Source organism: Pseudomonas sp. SWI36, assembly GCF_002948105.1.
Lineage (GTDB): Bacteria > Pseudomonadota > Gammaproteobacteria > Pseudomonadales > Pseudomonadaceae > Aquipseudomonas > Aquipseudomonas alloputida.
This window is the reverse complement of record NZ_CP026675.1, coordinates 4,412,568-4,431,234: the sequence shown is the minus strand read 5'-3', so window position 1 is coordinate 4,431,234 and position 18,667 is coordinate 4,412,568. Positions and strand designations below refer to the sequence as shown.

At 63.4% G+C, this 18,667-nt stretch carries 12 protein-coding genes; 5 read left to right on the top strand and 7 right to left on the bottom strand.

The features are described from left to right. Positions 1-5 precede the first annotated feature (5 nt). The 6 genes from C4Q27_RS21160 to C4Q27_RS21135 all read right to left on the bottom strand — a co-directional run bounded on the left by C4Q27_RS21160 (position 6) and on the right by C4Q27_RS21135 (position 10,438). Positions 6-1,199 carry an acetyl-CoA C-acyltransferase gene (locus C4Q27_RS21160; protein ID WP_010953196.1) on the bottom strand — a complete coding sequence of 398 codons (1,194 nt, stop codon included), beginning with the start codon at positions 1,197-1,199 and terminating at the stop codon, positions 6-8. 11 nt (positions 1,200-1,210) lie between these two features. Further along, a complete protein-coding gene (locus tag C4Q27_RS21155) occupies positions 1,211-1,978 on the bottom strand; it encodes an SDR family NAD(P)-dependent oxidoreductase (protein WP_064492895.1) in 768 nt (255 codons plus the stop codon). Positions 1,979-1,991: 13 nt separating this feature from the next. After that, positions 1,992-3,638 (bottom strand): acyl-CoA synthetase, encoded by a 1,647-nt coding sequence (locus tag C4Q27_RS21150; RefSeq protein ID WP_104887320.1) that lies wholly within the window; start codon positions 3,636-3,638, stop codon positions 1,992-1,994. 122 nt (positions 3,639-3,760) lie between these two features. Next, positions 3,761-8,206: an NEL-type E3 ubiquitin ligase domain-containing protein gene (locus tag C4Q27_RS21145; protein ID WP_104887319.1), complete on the bottom strand. Its 4,446-nt coding sequence runs from the start codon at positions 8,204-8,206 to the stop codon at positions 3,761-3,763. Positions 8,207-8,351: 145 nt separating this feature from the next. Next, positions 8,352-9,374, bottom strand: a complete 1,023-nt coding sequence (locus tag C4Q27_RS21140) for an AraC family transcriptional regulator (RefSeq protein WP_020192118.1) — start codon at positions 9,372-9,374, stop codon at positions 8,352-8,354. 200 nt (positions 9,375-9,574) lie between these two features. Next, a complete protein-coding gene (locus C4Q27_RS21135; protein ID WP_064492893.1) occupies positions 9,575-10,438 on the bottom strand; it encodes a LysR substrate-binding domain-containing protein in 864 nt (287 codons plus the stop codon). A gap of 112 nt (positions 10,439-10,550) precedes the next feature. Between C4Q27_RS21135 and C4Q27_RS21130 the strand changes: the two genes are divergently transcribed. Beyond that, positions 10,551-11,657 carry a 2-aminoethylphosphonate--pyruvate transaminase gene (locus C4Q27_RS21130; RefSeq protein WP_104887318.1) on the top strand — a complete coding sequence of 369 codons (1,107 nt, stop codon included), beginning with the start codon at positions 10,551-10,553 and terminating at the stop codon, positions 11,655-11,657. 34 nt (positions 11,658-11,691) lie between these two features. Then, positions 11,692-12,519, top strand: a complete 828-nt coding sequence (phnX, locus tag C4Q27_RS21125) for a phosphonoacetaldehyde hydrolase (protein ID WP_003250077.1) — start codon at positions 11,692-11,694, stop codon at positions 12,517-12,519. A 928-nt stretch (positions 12,520-13,447) separates the two neighbouring features. On the opposite strand, the gene C4Q27_RS21105 is transcribed toward phnX, so the two are convergent. Next, positions 13,448-14,512: an AI-2E family transporter gene (locus C4Q27_RS21105; RefSeq protein WP_064491216.1), complete on the bottom strand. Its 1,065-nt coding sequence runs from the start codon at positions 14,510-14,512 to the stop codon at positions 13,448-13,450. Between the two features lie 132 nt (positions 14,513-14,644). On the opposite strand from C4Q27_RS21105, the gene yegQ reads away from it, so the two are divergent. The 3 genes from yegQ to C4Q27_RS21090 all read left to right on the top strand — a co-directional run bounded on the left by yegQ (position 14,645) and on the right by C4Q27_RS21090 (position 18,659). Beyond that, positions 14,645-15,979 carry a tRNA 5-hydroxyuridine modification protein YegQ gene (gene yegQ / locus C4Q27_RS21100; RefSeq protein WP_049587511.1) on the top strand — a complete coding sequence of 445 codons (1,335 nt, stop codon included), beginning with the start codon at positions 14,645-14,647 and terminating at the stop codon, positions 15,977-15,979. 81 nt (positions 15,980-16,060) lie between these two features. Next, positions 16,061-17,782 (top strand): copper resistance system multicopper oxidase, encoded by a 1,722-nt coding sequence (locus tag C4Q27_RS21095; RefSeq protein ID WP_371919375.1) that lies wholly within the window; start codon positions 16,061-16,063, stop codon positions 17,780-17,782. Further along, entirely contained in the window at positions 17,775-18,659 is an 885-nt protein-coding gene (locus C4Q27_RS21090; RefSeq protein ID WP_104887314.1) for a copper resistance protein B, read from the top strand. The genes C4Q27_RS21095 and C4Q27_RS21090 overlap by 8 nt, the downstream gene beginning before the upstream one ends. The last annotated feature ends 8 nt before the right edge of the window (positions 18,660-18,667 follow it).

The window sequence follows — 18,667 nt, the reverse complement described above, 5'->3', positions numbered from 1 at the left end:
TCACCTCAGTACAGGCATTCAACAGCCATGGCCGTGGCCTCGCCACCGCCGATGCAGATGGCCGCCACACCTCGACGCAGATTGTTCTGGCGCAAGGCCGACAACAGGGTGACCAGAATACGTGCGCCAGAAGCGCCGATCGGGTGGCCGAGGGCGCAAGCGCCGCCGTGGATATTGACCTTGTCGTGTGGCAGATCGAGGTGTTTCATGGCCGCCAGGGTGACCACGGCGAAGGCCTCGTTGATCTCGAACAGGTCAACTTCGGCCAGGTTCCAGCCGGTGCGTTTCATCAGTTTGTCGATAGCGCCGATCGGGGCGGTCGGGAACAGCGCCGGGGTGTCGGCAAAGGCGGCGTGGCCGTGGATGACGGCCAATGGCTTGAGGCCACGTTTGTCGGCCTCGGAGCGGCGCATCAGTACCAGCGCCGCAGCGCCGTCGGAAATCGAACTGGCGTTGGCCGCCGTCACGGTGCCGCCTTCACGAAACGCCGGTTTGAGCTGCGCAATCTTGTCCAGACGCGCCTTGGGCGGCTGCTCGTCATCCTTGATGACGCGCTTTTCCTTGCCCTCGGTGACTTCCACCGGCACGATCTCGGCGGCAAAACGGCCGCTGCTGATGGCTTCCTGCGCTCGGGTCAGCGAGGCGATGGCGAACTGGTCCTGGGCTTCGCGGCTGAAGGCATTGGCCTGGGCACAGTCCTCGGCAAAGGTACCCATCAGACGGCCTTTGTCGTAGGCGTCTTCGAGGCCGTCCATGAACATGTGGTCGATGATCTTGCCGTGGCCCATGCGGTATCCGCCACGGGCTTTGTCCAGCAGGTACGGCGCGTTGGTCATGCTTTCCATGCCACCCGCCACTACCACGTCTGCGGTGCCGGCCAGCAGCAGGTCATGGGCCATGATCGCGGCTTGCATACCCGAGCCGCACATCTTGTTCAGGGTGGTGCAGGTGGTGTGCTTGTCCAGCCCGGCGCCCAGCGCGGCCTGGCGTGCCGGCGCCTGGCCCTGGCCGGCCGGCAGCACGCAGCCGAACAGTACCTGCTCGACACCGGCGGCATCGATGCCGGCACGTTCCACGGCAGCACGAATGGCGGCGCTGCCCAGTTGCGGCGCAGTCAGGCTCTTGAGGTCGCCCTGCAACCCGCCCATGGGCGTGCGCACGGCGCTGACGATAACGATGGGGTCATTGGCGAGGGTCATGTTCGCTCTCCTTACTTGGCAGCCATGCGCAGCGCACCGTCGAGGCGGATGACCTCACCGTTGAGCATGCTGTTCTCGATGATATGGCGGGCCAGCGCGGCGTATTCCTGCGGGCGGCCCAAGCGGGGCGGGAACGGTACGCCGGCAGCCAGCGAAGCACGTACCTCTTCGCTCATGCCGGCCATCATAGGGGTTTCAAAGATACCCGGAGCGATGGTCATCACGCGGATGCCGAAGCGTGCCAGTTCGCGCGCGGCCGGCAAGGTCAGGCTGGCAATGGCCCCCTTGGAGGCAGCGTAGGCGGCCTGGCCAATCTGGCCGTCATAGGCGGCAATGGAGGCCGTGTTGATGATGACCCCACGCTCGCCGCTCTCATCGGCAGCCCCTTCGGCCATGGCCGCCGCAGCCAGACGCAACAGGTTGAAGCTGCCGATCAGGTTGACGTTGATGACCTTGGCGAAGCTGGCCAGGCCATGCGGGCCCTGCTTGCCCAGCACCTTCTCGGCACCGACGATGCCGGCACAATTGACCAACCCATGCAAGCTGCCAAAGGCGCTGACAGCTGCATCGACAGCCGACTGGGCCGCCTGCTCGTCACTGATATCAGCCACGGTGAAACGGGCATTGTCGCCCAGTTCGCGGGCCTTGGCTTCGACAGCCTGGGCATTGAGGTCGACCAGCATGACCTTGGCGCCAGCCTCGACCAGCATCTGTGCAGTCGCAGCACCCAGCCCGGAAGCGGCGCCGCTGACGATGAAATGTTTATTGGCTATGTGCATGAGTACTTTCCTTTCAGACGCTGGCAGGGGTGGCCTGTTGCGCTTGTTGTTTGGCGACTTCCTGGTTGCGCAGGATGAAGCGTTGCAGCTTGCCGCTCGGGGTCTTGGGCAGCTCGCTGACGAATTCGATTTCCCTGGGGTAGGCATGCGCGTAGAGGCGCTGGCGCACATGCTGGCGCAAGGTTTCTTCCAGCTCGACGCTGCCGGCGTAGCCGCTGGCCAATACCACGAACGCCTTGATCAGCTCGGTACGCTCCGGGTCGGGCTTGCCGATCACCGCTGCCTCGATCACCGCCGGGTGCTCGATCAACGCGCTTTCCACATCGAACGGCCCCACCCGGTAACCGGAGGTGGTGATCACGTCGTCGCTACGGCCAACGAAGCTGATGCTGCCATCCGGGTTCAGCTCGACAGTGTCGCCGCTGAGGTAGTACTTGCCGACGAAGGCTTTGGTCGGCAGGCCGTGGTAACCGCCGAACCAGCACAGCGGCGACTGCTCACGGTCAACGGCGAGGATGCCTGGCTGGCCGGCTGGCAGTTCGTTGCCCTGCTCGTCTACCACCACGATGCGGTGGCCGGGGATGGCATAGCCGGCAGAACCCAGGTGCACCGGATGCTGCAGGCCATGGTGGTTGCACAGCACCATGCCCAGTTCGGTCTGGCCGTAGTGATCGTGAATGGTCACGCCCAGCTCGTCGGCGAACCAGCGGATCACCTCGGGGTTAAGCGGTTCGCCGGCACTGCTGACCACCCGCAGGCGGCCCTTGATCGGTGCCGAGAAATCTTTGCCCGCCGCAATCAGCAAGCGATACGCGGTCGGCGAACCGGCCAGGTTGGTGATACCCAGCTTGTCGATCACCCGGGCGCAGCTCTCGACACTGAACGGGCCATTGTAGAACGTGGTGGCGTGCCCCAGCGACAACGGACCGGTAACGGCGTAATACAAGCCGTAAGCCCAACCCGGGTCGGCCAGGTTCCAGAAGTTGTCCTCGGGCAGCAGCTCGATGGCATCACGCATGTAGCCCTGAAACGCGACGATCGCACGCAGTGGCACTTCCAGGGGTTTTGCCGGGCCAGTGGTTCCGGAAGTGAACATCAGCAGGAATGGATCGTTGCCTGAGCGCATCACCGGCTCACATACGTCCGCTGCGCGTTCCAGGCATTGCTGGAAGTCCAGCTCACCACTGCGGGCCTTGACAGTGATGATGGTCGGGCAGGCATGCACGTCGTCCAGCTTGGCGCGGTTGTGGCTATCGGTGACCACCACTCGGGCATGGGATTGCTCAAGCCGGTGCTCGATGGCCTTGGGGCCGAACGCGGTGAACAAGGGCTGGTAAACCGCCCCGAGGCGCCAGGTAGCGAGGATGGTCACCAGCAGTTCAGGGGTACGCGGCATCAAGCCGGCAACCCGGTCTCCGGCGCCTACCCCCTGCGCCTTTAACACATTGGCGAACCGGGCAGCCTGCACCTGAAGCTGATCGAAGCTATAGCGCGCGCTGTTACCATCGCGGTCCTCATGAATCAGTGCCAGCCTGCCGTCACCGGCATGCCGGTCACAGCATTCGACACAGGCATTAAGGGCTTCAAGGTTGCCGTGCAATGCCGTCACAACGGCCTGGTCATGGTCGAACGTACGAGCGGCCTCGGCGTAATCGCGCATCATCGGACTCCTGGTTTCTTGTTTTTGGAGTTGAAGCATCGGTCCGACGATGTTCGCGCCGCTCATGCGCGGCGGCAATGGCCAAAGCTGTCAATCTGGATGACTGGTTTGGCCGCCGCTAATCACCCCTCTGCGCGCTCGGCTGCACGCAGGTAGGACTGGGTGAGCCCTGCGACCAGGCGCTCGATATCGAGGACCTGCTGTTCCTGCAGCCGGCGTAGTTGCTGCTCGAAGGCCGCGGGCGCCAAGACAGGACGTTGAGCCTGCAGCTCAAGCGTGCGCCGAGTGTAATCCGCACTGAGGGCATCGAACATTTGGTCATGTTGCTGGCGCAGGTAACGGCGCCAGAACGCGCGCTGGCTCAGGCTATCGGTCAGGCCCTCGATGGTCTGCGCGCGCGTAACCCGCAGGAACGCATCCTCTACCTGGGCCTGTGTCAGCGCGACAGACTCGGGATAGCGCATGGCATACGGCTGGTTGGGCAACCGCAAACGGCTACGAAGTTGCACCCTGTAAGCCAGCCCCAATGCCAACTGGTCAACATGTTCACTGGCAGCCAGACGCTGCCGGCCATCCTGGTAGGCAATCCCTTCCAGTTGATCCAGCCGGAACAGTTGCCTGCCCAGTTCAAGCAACTCGCCCCTGCGTTCAGGGTTGACTGCGGCGGCTTCGGCCTGCGCCTGCCTCACCAATACCTGCAATGCACTGAAATGGCTGGCAACGGCGTCCGAACATGACAGCGGCAGGCCGGCCCGCTCAAAAATCCGCCGGCACAGCACCGGGTCGCCGTCCAGCGTAGCCAGCAGTGTCCATACCCCGTCAACCAGCGCATCCCGCCCTTCACCCGCTTGGCTGTAGTCCGCAGTCATCTCCAGGCGAGCCAACAACCTGAACAACCCGCTGCTACCTGCTTGCGCCAGCAACCGCAGCCACACGGCCTCACGCTCGGCCTGAACCGTCGCATCCGTATGGCCTACCCAACGCGTACGGGCCCTGGCCAGGTCAACTGACCCCAACTGCTCAGGTGAGTGCCGGTGTTCTTCGATCACATCGAGGGCATACAACCTTCGTTGCTGCATGACCGACAAGGGGTTGTCCTCCATCAGAATGGCCTGTCGAAATGCATAAGGCATCAGCTGGATCTCGGTGGGCACTTCGCGGAGTTGGTTGTTGCGCAAGTCAGCACGTTCAAGTAGACCACAGAGCTCCAGGCGACGCGGCCAGCTGCCCAGCCGACAATGACGCAGGTTCAGGCTTGTCAGCCGAGAAAGTTGGTGGAAGCTCATGTCGAGCGCTTCCAGCCGGTTATGACTGAGATCAAGATGCACAAGGTTGGACAAACCATGCAGAACGCTGATCGCCTGGGCGTCGAGGCGTATCTCGTTATGCGCCAACCGAAGCGATTGAAGATTCGGTAAATGGGCAATGCCTGTTGGTAGACGCATCAACGCGTTGTTGTTGAGGTTCAGGTGCGTCAAGGCAGTAAACGGGCGAAGGAAGTCGGCCGGAATGTCAGTAATCAGGGTGTCGTTCACGCTCAGCAGGGTAATGCGATGGAAATCGATGTGCGGCGGTAGTGCCGGCAGTGTGCGCAAACTCAAACCGCTCATCGACAAGCGCTGCCCCTGTGTTTGCCCCTCGCCGGCCGAAACAGGCTCGCCCTGCAGTCGCCAGGCTCGCAGGATGCTGTCGGCCGTCAACCTGCGGTCGGCGCGTCGACCCTCCTGCAACTCGGCACCGACCCAGCGGTTGAGGTACAGCACTAGCTGGTCATGTGCTTCCTGCAGTTCTACCAGGCGCTCGAAGACTGGCTGCGGGCCTTGTTGCACACGCGCCAGCTCCACATCGAGCGCGGCCTCGTCCAGGCCAGGATAAAGCGATCGTAGCTGATCGCGAATGATCGCTCGCTCATCCCTGGGAGCAGCGCCAGGGCGACCACTGAGCGGGTATCCCACGCGCCCATCGTCCATGCGACGCCCTGGATTGAGCCAGGCCTGCTCCTCTGGCCAGCCGAGCATGCGCGCGATATCCCAATGGGTAGCGGGTAACCGCGCCAGAAGCTTCTCACGCAGTTGGCTCGCCGCCGCACTGCCCACCAGTTGCATCGCTGCCCGCTGCTCTGATGTCAGTGCGGCAAAAAGCGCCTCGAAGATACATCCCGGCTCGTCAGCGATAAGCACGTGTGGCACACCTGACCCGTTGTAGATCAGAAACCTGCCTTCATGCCGGACCACTATTCTTCTTGCCTCGGTTCGCCCGCCGCTACCGAGGCGCCTGATAGACCGCCCATCCAGCCCGCGGTCGCGCAAGTCGAGGTCAAGTTGCTCGAGTTCGAAGCTATCCAGCAACGCAAGGGCCAACTCGCCGGTGACATCACTGTACGCCGTGCTCAGATACAACCCCGCCAGCCCCCGGCTCAGGCGAGCCAGACGCAAGAGCGAACGGGCGTTCTTCGCGCACGGCAATGGCAGCCGCCGCTCGACCCGCGCCATTTGGTGCTCAAGCTCATGCGCCTGGCCGGTTACTTCATTTATGTAGGCCGAAGGCAAACCCGGGAAGTCGCGTTTTACCAACATGCTGAGCGGGTCTGCTGCCAGTGACTGTTCTGTCAGGTGAGCAAACAATTGCGGCCGCAACCCGGCCTCATGCACCTGCATCTGCTCCAGTCCGGCGCCCACGCCTGGCCTTGCTTCACACCAGGCCAGCAGCTCCCTGTCCGATGGCATCAACGCCTTCAGCCGAACACGCTGGAAAAACCTTTGAATGCGTGCATGCGCCTGGAAGGCGCGCAACGTTTGGCCAAGGCTCACCGGCGCCGGGCGATTCTCCACGAGAACGCCGCGCAACAAGTCTGCATCGATACCTGCCACCCGCATTATCTGCTCGGCCTGATGCGCGTCGACAGGGGAAAGCTGTGGCCATAATGCATCCAGCATGCGGGCAGGCGCCTGCCAGCTTAAGGGTTGTTCACGCATCAGCTGCCAGCCACGCTCACCGTTGTGCAACACGACCGGCCCGTAGCCCCCCTCACTCGCTGCATGGCGCAGGCGATAGGGGCCATCGGCGACGGGCTGGTGCACTTCGAGGGAACGTCCATCGATACGGACCCAGCGGCAGCCCGCCTCGCCACCGCGCTCCTCCTCGAGCAGATCGACAGGGCCCGGCAATGATCGATAATTCCTGGCGTTGAACTGCCACAGCCGACCGCGCCCATTCCCAACGCTTACCGGCTCCAGGCCCGCGACAAACGCACTGCGCACAAAACTGACACCCGCCACCGTCGCCGCGGTAGCCGCCAAGGTTTCGGCGACCCCCAGCAGATGCTGCAGCGCTTCGTGTTGGTGCCCCTTCGACCAATCCCTCATCCCTTCGAACACTTCGGCGCACGTCTGGGCAACCACCTGCCCCAGCAGCACGCCCCCCACAGCCGGGATGAAAAGGCCGGCGAGGTTTACCAGGTCCAGACCTGCCGCCTTCCACTCAGCGTGTCTGGCGCTAATCGCCCGGCTATCAGCGTCAGCGGTTGGTACCAGCAGCAACCGGGCATCTTCCTTGACCCGTTGCACTTGCCGAGTCGCCAGTTGCGTGAAAACCCCTCCTCCAGGTGTTTCACCCTCAAGCTCCAGGTCCGGCAGCTTGTCTTTCAGGCGCTTGCCGAGGGTACTGACAAAACCTGCACGGTGCTCAAGGCTGATGAGCTGTGTGAAGTACTGCCAGTAACCGGGATCTTGCAACAACATCGCCACGGTACTGTTCATGGAGGCGGCATTGTCGAAGAACCGCAATGCCTGCCGGGGATCACCAGGCAGGTAAAGTACGATGCCCCGTTCATTTCCCGCCTTGTCATGCAGGTGAATCAGCAAGCCATCGACCACAGGTTTCCCTATTGCCCTCAACAGCATGGGTTTGCCTTCGAGGCCTTGTTGTCGCCGCTCCTGAGCGGGGTCCACCACCTCACGCAAGGCAAGCTGCACATCGACGCTTATGTTTCCCTGCAAAGCCGCAAGCTCGGTCGCCAGCTTCAACCCTGAACGTTTGTCTTCAGCCAGCACCGCCTGGGTAGCTGGCGGGAAGATCCTTTGCAACGCGTCCTGATAACGCTGACCAACGTCCAGATTGCGACAGGCCGTAATCAATGCTTCCAGCGATGCATTCAATGGTTTATCGCTGCCTGGCAAAACCAGCCCCGTGCCCTCGTAGTAGCGGGTATTCGCAGCAAAGTTGCGCATCAGCCGCAGTAACCCGTTCTCACGCGTCTGGCTGTACCCGTATGTCTGTTGCAAGGTACCTGGCAGTGTGCCGAAGCGTGGCGCCACCCGCAGCCACTCGAGCTGGGCAAATACCTGCCCGTCCGGCAACGGTGCATCCAGCAACGCCGCCAGGTGCTTCTCGGCAAACTGCTGGAGCGGCAGTAACTCAAGTGTCAGGCCACTCAAGCGTGCTTGGCTGGCGTGGTGCGCGTTCAGGCTGGTGCGCAGGGTGTTGATCTGGCCCCTTGACGCGCGTTTGAGCCACTCAGGTAATCGGGCACCGATGAATGGGTCATGGTCAGTCGCATTGATAATCATGGTGGGTTCCACAGCTATTTGACGAAGCCAACCATGTTGTTCAAATGCCGGACCAGGATGCAGAGGGAACGGGTTCGATCGGCGCCTGCTCGGCAAGCCTTCCGGGCCGGTGCGGTAATGCACTACAGCGGGAAGCGTTCGCCCGTCAGTGCCCCGCCCCTCGCGCCTGGATCAATGCCCGATAATGCCCCGGGTTGCAGCCGAACCACTTGCGAAATGCCTTATAGAACGAGCTGCTGTCGGCGAACCCCAAACGCTCGGCAAGCTCGCCCATGGCCACGTCTTCCTGGCTGAGCCAGGCGATCGCCAGCTCCCGTCGTACGCTGTCCTTCAAGCCCTGGTAGTTCTGCCCCTCTTCTGCCAGGCGCCGACGCAGGGTCGATGGCGACAGGCACAGCTGCCGGGCCAGGCGGTCAGCATCGGGCCATTGCTCAGGGGCCAGGCGCAACAGGTCGGTGCGGATACGCCGCCCGAGGCTGGCCGGGTCACGGTACTTGACCAGGATATTGCCCGGCGCTTCGGCCAGAAAACGCTGCAGCTCCTCCTCGCTGCGCCGCAGGGGCAAGTCGAGGTATTGCGAAGCAATGATCATGCGTGTGCGTGGACGCTCAAAATGCAGGTTCTCCGAAAACATGACCCGGTAGTCGTCGCAAAAGGGTGGTTCGGCACAACGCAAATCAATGCTCAGAATCGGGATGCGCCGCCCGGCCAGCCAGCAGGTCACCCCATGCACGATCATCCAGAAGGTGAAATAGGTGAACGCGCGGCGCGGTTCGTCACGCGGCTCATTGATGACAATTTCGGCCAGGCCTTGCTGGCGCACCAGGCTGGGCTGCATGTCTTGAAGCATCAGCGACAGAAATGCTAACGAGGTTTCCAGGCCTGCGCCCAGGGTCGGTTGGCCCATGCTGGCACGGCACATGAACGCCAGGCTGCCACTGCACAGACCGCGCGGGTCCATCGCGAAGAATTCGTCGTTGCAGCGCCGGGCCAGCAAGCGCCACAGGCGGGCATAGGACTCGGCACTGACCCTTGCCTCTGGCAGGTGCAGTTGTTCAACGGCGATGCCCGCCCTGGCCAGCAAGCCACTGTCAGGCTCACCGGCAGGGCAGGTCTGCAACAGCGCTTCGCGCACCAGCTGCATGGAAATGGTGTCTTTGTCGCTCATCGACGGTCCTGTCGGCTGATTGCCGGCCATATTAGGGTCTGTATGAAAAGCCTTGAGACGAAGGTCAGGCAAGGCGAAAACAGCCGAGGAAGCGGAGTTTACGGGTTGTAAATGAGCATTCCGAGGCTGTTTTCAACGCAGCATCACCGAGTATCAAGGCTTTTCATACAGAACCTAGGGTGCCCCGCAGCAAACAGCCATCATAGCCCCGCTGCCAGGCCCAGGAATGCCTGAATCAGGCGCAGTTCGCGACGACGCTCCAGGCAGCCGATTACGTGTTGGTTGACAAGGCCCTCGCCGGCCAATGGGCGTGCCACCACACGGGGATCATTGGCCACTTCAGTGGAAGAAACAACGCCAATCCCCAGCTGCGAGGCCACTGCCTCGGTTACCGCCTCCCGGCTGTCCAGCTCCAGCAATACACGCGGATGCACGCCCGCCTTGATGCAGGCCTTGTCGAAGGTGCGCCGGGTGGTGGAGCTGGGTTCGCGCAGCACCATGATCTGCTGGTGCAGCTCGGCCAACGGCAAGTCCTCCCGCTCGCTGGCCCAGGTGTGCCCCACCGGTAACAGCGCACACAGGCGCGACTCACAGAGATTTTGCAGATGCAGCCCCTTGCGCGGCTCTATTTCGGTCAGCACCGCCACGTCGGCATGCTCGCCGAGCAGCGCAGCCAAGGTCTCCTGAGCATTGCCCAGGCGCAAGTTGACGGTGACGCCTGGGTACCGTTCACGCAGCAGCGCCAGCATCGGCATGACCCGGTGCGGGCCGTCGGCAGCTACCTCCAGGCGCCCGGTCAGCAACTGGCGGTTGGCCTCGAGCATGGCCTGCGCTTCTTCGGCCAGGCCGAACATGGCGCGGGTGATGGCCGCCAGGCGCGTGCCCTCCTCGGTCAGCTCCACGCGCCGTGCAGTACGCCGCAACAAGGTGATCTGGTAGTGCTCCTCCAGGGCCTTGACGTGCCCGGTCACCGCCGGCTGGCTGATGAACAGGCGCTCGGCAGCACGGGTAAAGCTGCCCTCACGGGCCACGGCGTCGAAGGCGCGTAGCTGGAACAGGTTCATATTCATCGGCCTGACTTATAGCTGGGATAACAACAAACAATTTGATTGATGGCAGCGTGAATTGCAACCTAGGCCCCGTAGTTTCAGCCCACCGCTTGTGAGGAATAACGGAATGAGCAACGCCCCGATTCTGCTGACCCCAGGTCCCCTGACCACATCAATCCGCACCCGCCAAGCCATGCTGGTGGACTGGGGCTCCTGGGACCGTGACTTCAACCAATTGACTGCCAGCGTCTGCGAACAACTGCTGGCCATCATCGACGGCGCCAGCAGCCACCACTGCGTGCCCCTGCAAGGCAGCGGTACCTTCGCCGTGGAAGCGGCCATCGGCACCTTGGTGCCACGCGATGGCAAGGTTCTGGTACTGATCAACGGCGCGTACGGCCAGCGCCTGGCGAAGATCTGCAAAGTGCTGGGTCGCACCTACAGCACCTTCGAAACGGCCGAAGACCAGCCGACCACCGCCGCCGACGTCAACCGGCTGCTGGCCGAAGACCCGGCCATCACCCATGTGGCGCTGATCCACTGCGAAACCAGCACCGGCATCCTCAACCCGCTGCCCGAGATCGCCCAGGTGATCAAACGCCATGGCAAGCGCCTGATCATCGATGCCATGAGCTCGTTCGGTGCACTGCCGATCGATGCCCGCGAAATCCCCTTCGAAGCACTGATCGCGGCCTCCGGAAAGTGCCTGGAAGGCGTACCCGGCATGGGCTTCGTCTTCGCCGAAAAAAACGCCCTGGCGGCCGCCGAAGGCAATGCCCACTCGCTGGCCATGGACCTGCACGACCAGCACGCCTACATGGCCAAGACCGGGCAATGGCGCTTCACCCCGCCTACCCACGTGGTCGCTGCACTGCACGAAGCACTGCAGCAATACAACGAGGAAGGTGGCCTTCCGGCCCGCCACCAGCGCTACGCAGACAACTGCAAGACGCTGCTCGATGGCATGGCAGCCATCGGCCTGCGCAGTTTCCTGCCTGCCGAGATCCAGGCGCCGATCATCGTCACCTTCCACGCCCCCACCGATGCCCGCTACCAGTTCAAGGACTTCTACGAGCGGGTCAAGGCCAAGGGTTTCATTCTCTACCCGGGCAAGTTGACCCAGGTCGAAACCTTCCGCGTCGGCTGTATCGGTGTGGTCGGGGCGGACGGCATGCAGGCCGCCGTGAATGCCGTGGCCGACGTGCTGCGGGAAATGGAAGTGCTGGACATCTGACGCTTTGCCCACCCGAACTCAGGAATTTGCGCACATGAACTACAACAACCCCACCCAATTGCAAGCCGCCATCCTCGACTGGGCTGGCACCGTGGTCGATTTCGGCTCATTCGCTCCCACCCAGATCTTTGTCGAGGCCTTTGCCGAGTTCGACGTGCAGGTTTCGATCGAGGAAGCCCGAGGCCCGATGGGCATGGGCAAATGGGACCATATCCGCACCCTGTGCGACGTACCGGAAATTGCCGAGCGCTACCGCAAGGTGTTCGGCCGTACCCCGACCGATGATGACGTCACCGCCATCTACAACCGCTTCATGCCGCTGCAGATCGAGAAGATCGCCGTGCACTCGGCACTGATCCCCGGTGCGCTGGACACCCTCACCGGTCTACGCCAGGACGGCCTGAAGATCGGCTCGTGCTCGGGCTACCCGAAAGTGGTGATGGACAAGGTGGTGGAACTGGCTGCGCAGAACGGCTACGTAGCCGACCATGTAGTGGCCACCGATGAAACCCCGAACGGCCGCCCATGGCCGGCCCAGGCCTTGGCCAACGTGATTGCGCTGGGGATTGACGATGTAGCGGCCTGCGTGAAGGTGGACGACACCGTGCCTGGCATTCTTGAAGGCCGCCGTGCCGGCATGTGGACCGTGGCGCTGGTCTGCTCGGGCAATGCTCTGGGCCTGACCTGGGAAGGCTTCCGGGCGTTGAGTGCCGAGAAACTGGAAAGCGAGCGCCAGCGCATCCATGCACTGTTTGCCGGCTCCCGCCCGCACTACCTGATCGACACCATCAACGACCTGCCCGAAGTGATTGCCGACATCAACCGGCGCCTGGCCAAGGGCGAGATGCCGCAAGCCTTCTGACCCCTGCGGTTTCGCTGTATGTGTGTCCGCCACCAATCTGTGTAGGAGCGGGTTTACCCGCGAATACGGTGGCGGCAGCAACGATGAACGGCGGGTGGAAATTGGCCAGCAGGTCAGGCCCTTTCGCGGGTGAACCCGCTCCTACACGCGGCCTGTGCCCAAGCACCGACCTGAGCCCACCACCGATCCGGCGTAGGAGCGGGTTTACCCGCGAATACGGTGGCGGCGGCAACGGTGAACGGCGGGCGGAAATTGGCCAGCAGGCCCGGCCCTTTCGCGGGTAAACCCGCTCCTACACGCGGCCTGTGCCCAACCACCGACCCGTGTCCACCCCCGATCCGGCGTAGGAACGGGTTTACCCGCGAATACGGTAGCGGCGGCAACGGTGAACGGCGGGTGGTAATTGGCCAGCAGGGCCGGCCCTTTCGCGGGTAAACCCGCTCCTACACCACGGCCTGTGCCCAACCACCGACCCGTGTCCACCCCCGATCCGGCGTAGGAGCGGGTTTACCCGCGAATACGGTGGCGGCAGCAACGGTGAACGGCGGGTGGAAATTGGCCAGCAGGTCCGGCCCTTTCGCGGGTGAACCCGCTCCTACACCACGGACTGTGCCCAACCACCGACCTGTGTCCACCCCCGATCCCGCGTAGGAGCGGGTTTACCCGCGAATACGGTAGCGGCGGCAACGGTGAACGCCTGGTGGAAATTGGCCAGCAGACCCGGCCCTTTCGCGGGTGAACCCGCTCCTACACCACGGCCTGTGCCCAACCACCGACCTGTGTCTACCCCCGATCCGGCGTAGGAGCGGGTTTACCCGCGAATACGGTAGCGGCGGCAACGGTGAATGGCGGGTGGTAATTGGCCAGCAGGCCCGGCCCTTTTCGCGGATGAACCCGCTCCTACGGCCGACAAACCTGAGCTAGAACGCTATTGTGGCAATTGCACCCGCGGTTTGGTCGCGGCAAAGATCGCCCAGCTGGAGACGAACAGCGCCGCGATCAATGGGCCGATCACAAAGCCGTTGAGGCCGAACACCGCCAGCCCGCCAAGCGTCGACACCAGGATCAGGTAGTCCGGCATGCGCGTATCCTTGCCCACCAGGATTGGCCGCAACACATTATCCACCAGGCCGATCACCAGCACCCCGAACGCGGTAAGCACCACCCCTTGCAGGATCGCCCCGGTCAGCAGGAAATACGCCGCCACCGGCGCCCAGATGATGCCCGCGCCCACCGCCGGCAGCAGCGACAGAAACGCCATCAGCACCGCCCACACCAACGCACTCGGGATATCCAGCACCCAGAAAATAAAACCTCCCAACGCACCTTGGGTAATGGCCACCAGTACGTTGCCCTTCACCGTCGCCCTCACCACACGATTGAACTTCAACTGCAAACGACGCTTCTGGTGCTCGGGCAGCGGGACGGCCATCCGCACCCGGCGCGCAACTTCCGGGCCATCACGCAGGAAAAAGAACAGCAGGTACATCATGATGCCGAAACTGATCAGAAACTCGAATGTGCCCTGGCCAAAGCTGAACGCCCGGCTGGCCAATACCTGGCTACCCTGGGTTGCCCACTTGGTGATCTTGTCACGCAACCCGTCAAGGTTACCCATGCCCATGTTGTCCAGCCCACGCTGGGCGAATGCCGGGAGCATGTCCTTGCCGCGCTCGACGTAACCGGCAATGTCCAGCTGCCCGCTTTCGATGCGCTGGTACAGCGTGGCGCCCTCTTGCACCAGCAGGGCGCTGATGATGATCACCGGCAGGATCGCCACAAGCAGGCACACCAGCGTGGACGTGGCCGCGGCAAGGTTACGCCGCCGCCCGCAGCGGATCAGCAAGTGACGCTGCAGCGGGGCGAACAGGATGCCGAGGATCACCGCCCAGAAGATTGCGCCGTAGTACGGCAGAAGAATCCAGAAGAAGGCAATGGTCACCAACGCCAAGAGTACTGCCAGGGCCTTGTTCTGTAGCGCGGTTTCGTTCATCGCAGTTCCTCAAATGGCTTATGAGTGATTAGTGCACCGCGCCTGGACAAAAGTGCCGTGCTCACTTGACGCAAATCAATACGCACCTTGTCCATCGACCCTAGCATCCCCGCCTTTTGCCCCGGTGCGCACATGAACCCTACTGCCAAGCCCGAACTGCTGGCCCCCGCCGGCACCCTCAAGACCATGCGCTACGCGTTTGCCTACGGCGCCGATGCGGTCTACGCCGGCCAGCCGCGTTACAGCTTGCGGGTGCGCAACAACGAGTTCGATCACGCCAACCTGGCACTGGGGATCGAGGAGGCGCACGCCTTGGGCAAGCGCTTCTACGTGGTGGTCAACATCGCCCCGCACAATGCCAAGCTCAAGACCTTCCTCAAGGACCTGGCACCCGTGATCGAGATGGCGCCGGACGCGCTGATCATGTCCGACCCCGGCCTGATCATGCTGGTGCGCCAGCACTTCCCACAGATGCCGGTGCACCTGTCGGTGCAGGCCAACACCGTCAACTGGGCCAGCGTGCAGTTCTGGCAGCAACTTGGCCTGAGCCGGGTGATCCTGTCGCGGGAGCTGTCGCTGGACGAAATCGAGGAAATCCGCCAGCAGGTGCCGGGCATGGAACTGGAAGTGTTCGTGCACGGCGCCCTGTGCATGGCCTATTCCGGCCGTTGCCTGCTGTCGGGCTACCTCAACAAGCGTGACGCCAACCAGGGCACCTGCACCAATGCCTGCCGCTGGAAGTACGACGCCACGCCGGCCACCGAGAACGCCACCGGTGACATCGTGCGCCAAGTGCAGCCCACCCTGGGCCTGGGTGCACCCACCGACCAAGTGTTCCTGCTGCAGGAAAGCAACCGCCCCGGCACTGAAATGCCGGCGTTCGAGGACGAACACGGCACCTACATCATGAACGCCAAGGACCTGCGCGCCATCCAGCACGTCGAGCGCCTGGCCTTGATGGGCGTGCATTCGCTGAAGATCGAGGGCCGCACCAAATCGCACTTCTACTGTGCCCGCGCGGTACAGTCGTATCGCCAGGCGATCGACGACGCGGTGGCCGGGCGACCATTCGACCGCGCCCTGATGGGCAACCTCGAATCCCTGGCGCAACGCGGTTACACCGAAGGTTTCCTGCGCCGCCACGTTCACGACGAGTACCAGAACTACCAGCGCGGCAACTCGGTGTCCGAGCGCCAGCAATTCGTAGGCGAACTGACTGGCGTGCGCGTCGACGGCCTGGCTGAGGTCAAGGTGAAGAACCGCTTCGCCGTGGGCGACCATCTGGAACTGATGACCCCGCGCGGTAACTACCACTTCGACCTGCACCGCCTGTGCAACCGCCAGCAGCACGCCATCGAGGTCGCACCGGGCGATGGCCATGTGGTGTATCTGCCGATCCCGGAACAGGTTGCCCTCGACTACGGCCTGCTGATGCGCGACCTGCGCATCGACGAAGCAGCAAGCTGACAGCACTGTAATGTGCACCTCAGCTACCTGACAGCAGGCGGCAGCGAACATCGTGGCTCTTCCGCATGAGGCCACGCCATGTTGCGCAACCCCTCCCGCCGTACGTTTGTCAAAGGCCTGAGCGCCGCCAGCACGCTGGCGGGCCTGGGGCTGTGGCGCCCGCTGGCCCAGGCCGCCGAAGGCCGAGATCTGGCCGGCCAGCATTTCGAGCTGTTCATTGGCCAGACCCCGGTCAACATCACAGGCCGGCCGCGTACCGCACTGACCGTCAACAACAGCCTGCCCGGCCCACTGCTGCGCTGGCGCGAAGGTGACACCGTGACGTTGCGCGTGCGCAACCGACTGGCGCAGGACACCTCGATCCACTGGCACGGCATCATCCTGCCGGCCAACATGGACGGCGTGCCTGGCCTGAGCTTCGCTGGCATCGAGCCCGGCGGCGACTACCTGTACCAGTTCACCCTGCGCCAGAGCGGTACCTACTGGTACCACAGCCATTCGGGGCTGCAGGAGCAAGCCGGGGTATACGGGGCGATCGTGATCGAGCCACGCGAGCCCGAAACGCACCGCTACCAGCGCGACCATGTGCTGCTGTTCAGCGACTGGTCAGACCAGGCACCGGAACACCTGATGGCGACGCTGAAGAAGCAGTCCGACGCGTACAACCTTCACAAGCGCACGGTTGGCGACTTCATCGATGACGTAGCCGAAAACGGCTGGAGCGCCACCGTCACCGAACGCACGGCCTGGGCGCGCATGCGCATGAGCCCAACCGACCTCGCCGATATCAGCGCCGCCACCTACACCTACCTGCTCAACGGCCAACCACCACAAGGCAACTTCACCTGCCTGTTCCAGCCAGGCGAAACCGTGCGCCTGCGGCTGATCAATGCCTCAGCCATGACCTACTTCGACTTCCGCATCCCTGGGCTGAAGCTGACGGTGATCGCCGCCGACGGCTTGCCGGTAACCCCTGTGAGCGTGGATGAACTGCGCATTGCCGTGGCAGAGACCTACGACGTGCTGGTGACCGTGGGTGACCAACCCGCCTACACCCTGTTCGCCCAGAGCATGGACCGCACCGGCTTCGCCCGCGGCACCCTGGCCCGTGCGGCCGGGCTGCAGGCACCGGTGCCTGCCCCCGACCCACGCCCAGTGCTGAGCATGGAGGACATGGGCCACGGCGGCATGGATGCCATGGCGGGCATGGACCACAGAAATCCGCAGGGCATGAACCACGGCAGCATGGCCGGTATGGACCACGCCGCCATGTCAGCAATGCAGCAACACCCGGTCAGTGAAACCGGCAACCCGCTGGTGGACATGCAGACCATGGCACCGCGTCCAAACCTTGCCGATCCTGGCATAGGCCTGCGTGACAATGGTCGCCGCGTGCTGACCTACGCCGACCTGCGCAGCCCCTACCCCGACCCGGATGGCCGCCCGCCATCGCGTGACATTGAGCTGCACCTGACCGGCCATATGGAGCGCTTCGCCTGGTCGTTCGACGGCATCAAGTTCAGCGACGCCGAACCGCTGCGGCTGACCTACGGTGAGCGCGTGCGCATCACCCTGGTCAACGACACCATGATGACCCACCCCATCCACCTGCATGGCATGTGGAGCGACCTGGAAGACGAGCATGGCCAGTTCCTGGTGCGCAAGCACACCGTCGATATCCCGCCCGGCAGCCGACGCTCCTACCGGGTGACTGCCGACGCGCTGGGCCGCTGGGCCTACCACTGCCACTTGCTCTACCACATGGAGACCGGCATGCTCCGCGAGGTACGCGTCGATGAATGACACCCGCAACCGCAGCATCGTGGCAGGCGTGGCGCTGCTGACCTTGCTGGCCAGTGAACGGGCGATGGCCGCGGGTTCCGAACACACGAACCACGGCCAGATGGGCCATCAGGCCATGCCTATGGACCATGAAAGCATGGGCCATGACCAGCCTTCCCTCAGCCAGCCTCGCACGCCCCTGCCTGTCATCACCGACGCCGACCGCCGCGCCGCCTTCCCGCCATTGCCAGGGCACCAGGCGCATGACCGGGCGCTGAACTGGGCAGTGATCGTGGACAAGCTCGAATACCAGAACTTCGAGAGCAGCAGTGCCCTGAACTGGAACGCCACCGCCTGGGTCGGCGGCGATATCGACCGTTTGTGGCTGCGCACCGAAGGCGAACGCGAACAGGGCAAGACCCACAAGGCCGAGCTGCAGGCGCTGTGGGGCCATGCCGTGAGCCCGTGGTGGGAACTGGTGGCCGGTGTACGCCAGGACTTCAAGCCTGCCAGTGGCCAAACCTGGGCCGCCTTCGGCATCCAGGGCACACCGTTGTACGGCCTGGAGCTGCAAGCCACCGCCTATGCAGGCGAGCGGCAACAGACCGCGCTGCGCCTGGAAGCCGCTTACGCTATGCTGCTGACCAACCGCTGGATACTGGAGCCGACCCTGGAGGCCAACCTCTACGGGCGCAACGACGCCGGCCGCGAGCAAAGCGCGGGGCTGGCCGACAGCGAGGTGGGCCTGCGCCTGCGCTACGAGATCACGCGCGGCTTCGCCCCCTACGTCGGGCTCAGTTTCAACCGCCTGCACGGCTCGCGTGCCAACCAGGCCCGAGAAGACGGCGAAGATCTGGGCCAGACCCGCCTGCTCGCCGGTTTCCGCCTGCGTTTTTAAAGGAGTGC

Coding starts and splice junctions, on each gene's coding strand:
- C4Q27_RS21090 (WP_104887314.1), top strand. CDS start 17,775: ATGAATGACACCCGCAACCGCAGCATCGTGGCAGGCGTGGCGCTGCTG.
- C4Q27_RS21135 (WP_064492893.1), bottom strand. CDS start 10,438: ATGAACCTGTTCCAGCTACGCGCCTTCGACGCCGTGGCCCGTGAGGGC.
- phnX (WP_003250077.1), top strand. CDS start 11,692: ATGAACTACAACAACCCCACCCAATTGCAAGCCGCCATCCTCGACTGG.
- C4Q27_RS21145 (WP_104887319.1), bottom strand. CDS start 8,206: ATGATTATCAATGCGACTGACCATGACCCATTCATCGGTGCCCGATTA.
- yegQ (WP_049587511.1), top strand. CDS start 14,645: ATGAACCCTACTGCCAAGCCCGAACTGCTGGCCCCCGCCGGCACCCTC.
- C4Q27_RS21130 (WP_104887318.1), top strand. CDS start 10,551: ATGAGCAACGCCCCGATTCTGCTGACCCCAGGTCCCCTGACCACATCA.
- C4Q27_RS21105 (WP_064491216.1), bottom strand. CDS start 14,512: ATGAACGAAACCGCGCTACAGAACAAGGCCCTGGCAGTACTCTTGGCG.
- C4Q27_RS21160 (WP_010953196.1), bottom strand. CDS start 1,199: ATGACCCTCGCCAATGACCCCATCGTTATCGTCAGCGCCGTGCGCACG.
- C4Q27_RS21140 (WP_020192118.1), bottom strand. CDS start 9,374: ATGAGCGACAAAGACACCATTTCCATGCAGCTGGTGCGCGAAGCGCTG.
- C4Q27_RS21155 (WP_064492895.1), bottom strand. CDS start 1,978: ATGCACATAGCCAATAAACATTTCATCGTCAGCGGCGCCGCTTCCGGG.
- C4Q27_RS21150 (WP_104887320.1), bottom strand. CDS start 3,638: ATGCGCGATTACGCCGAGGCCGCTCGTACGTTCGACCATGACCAGGCC.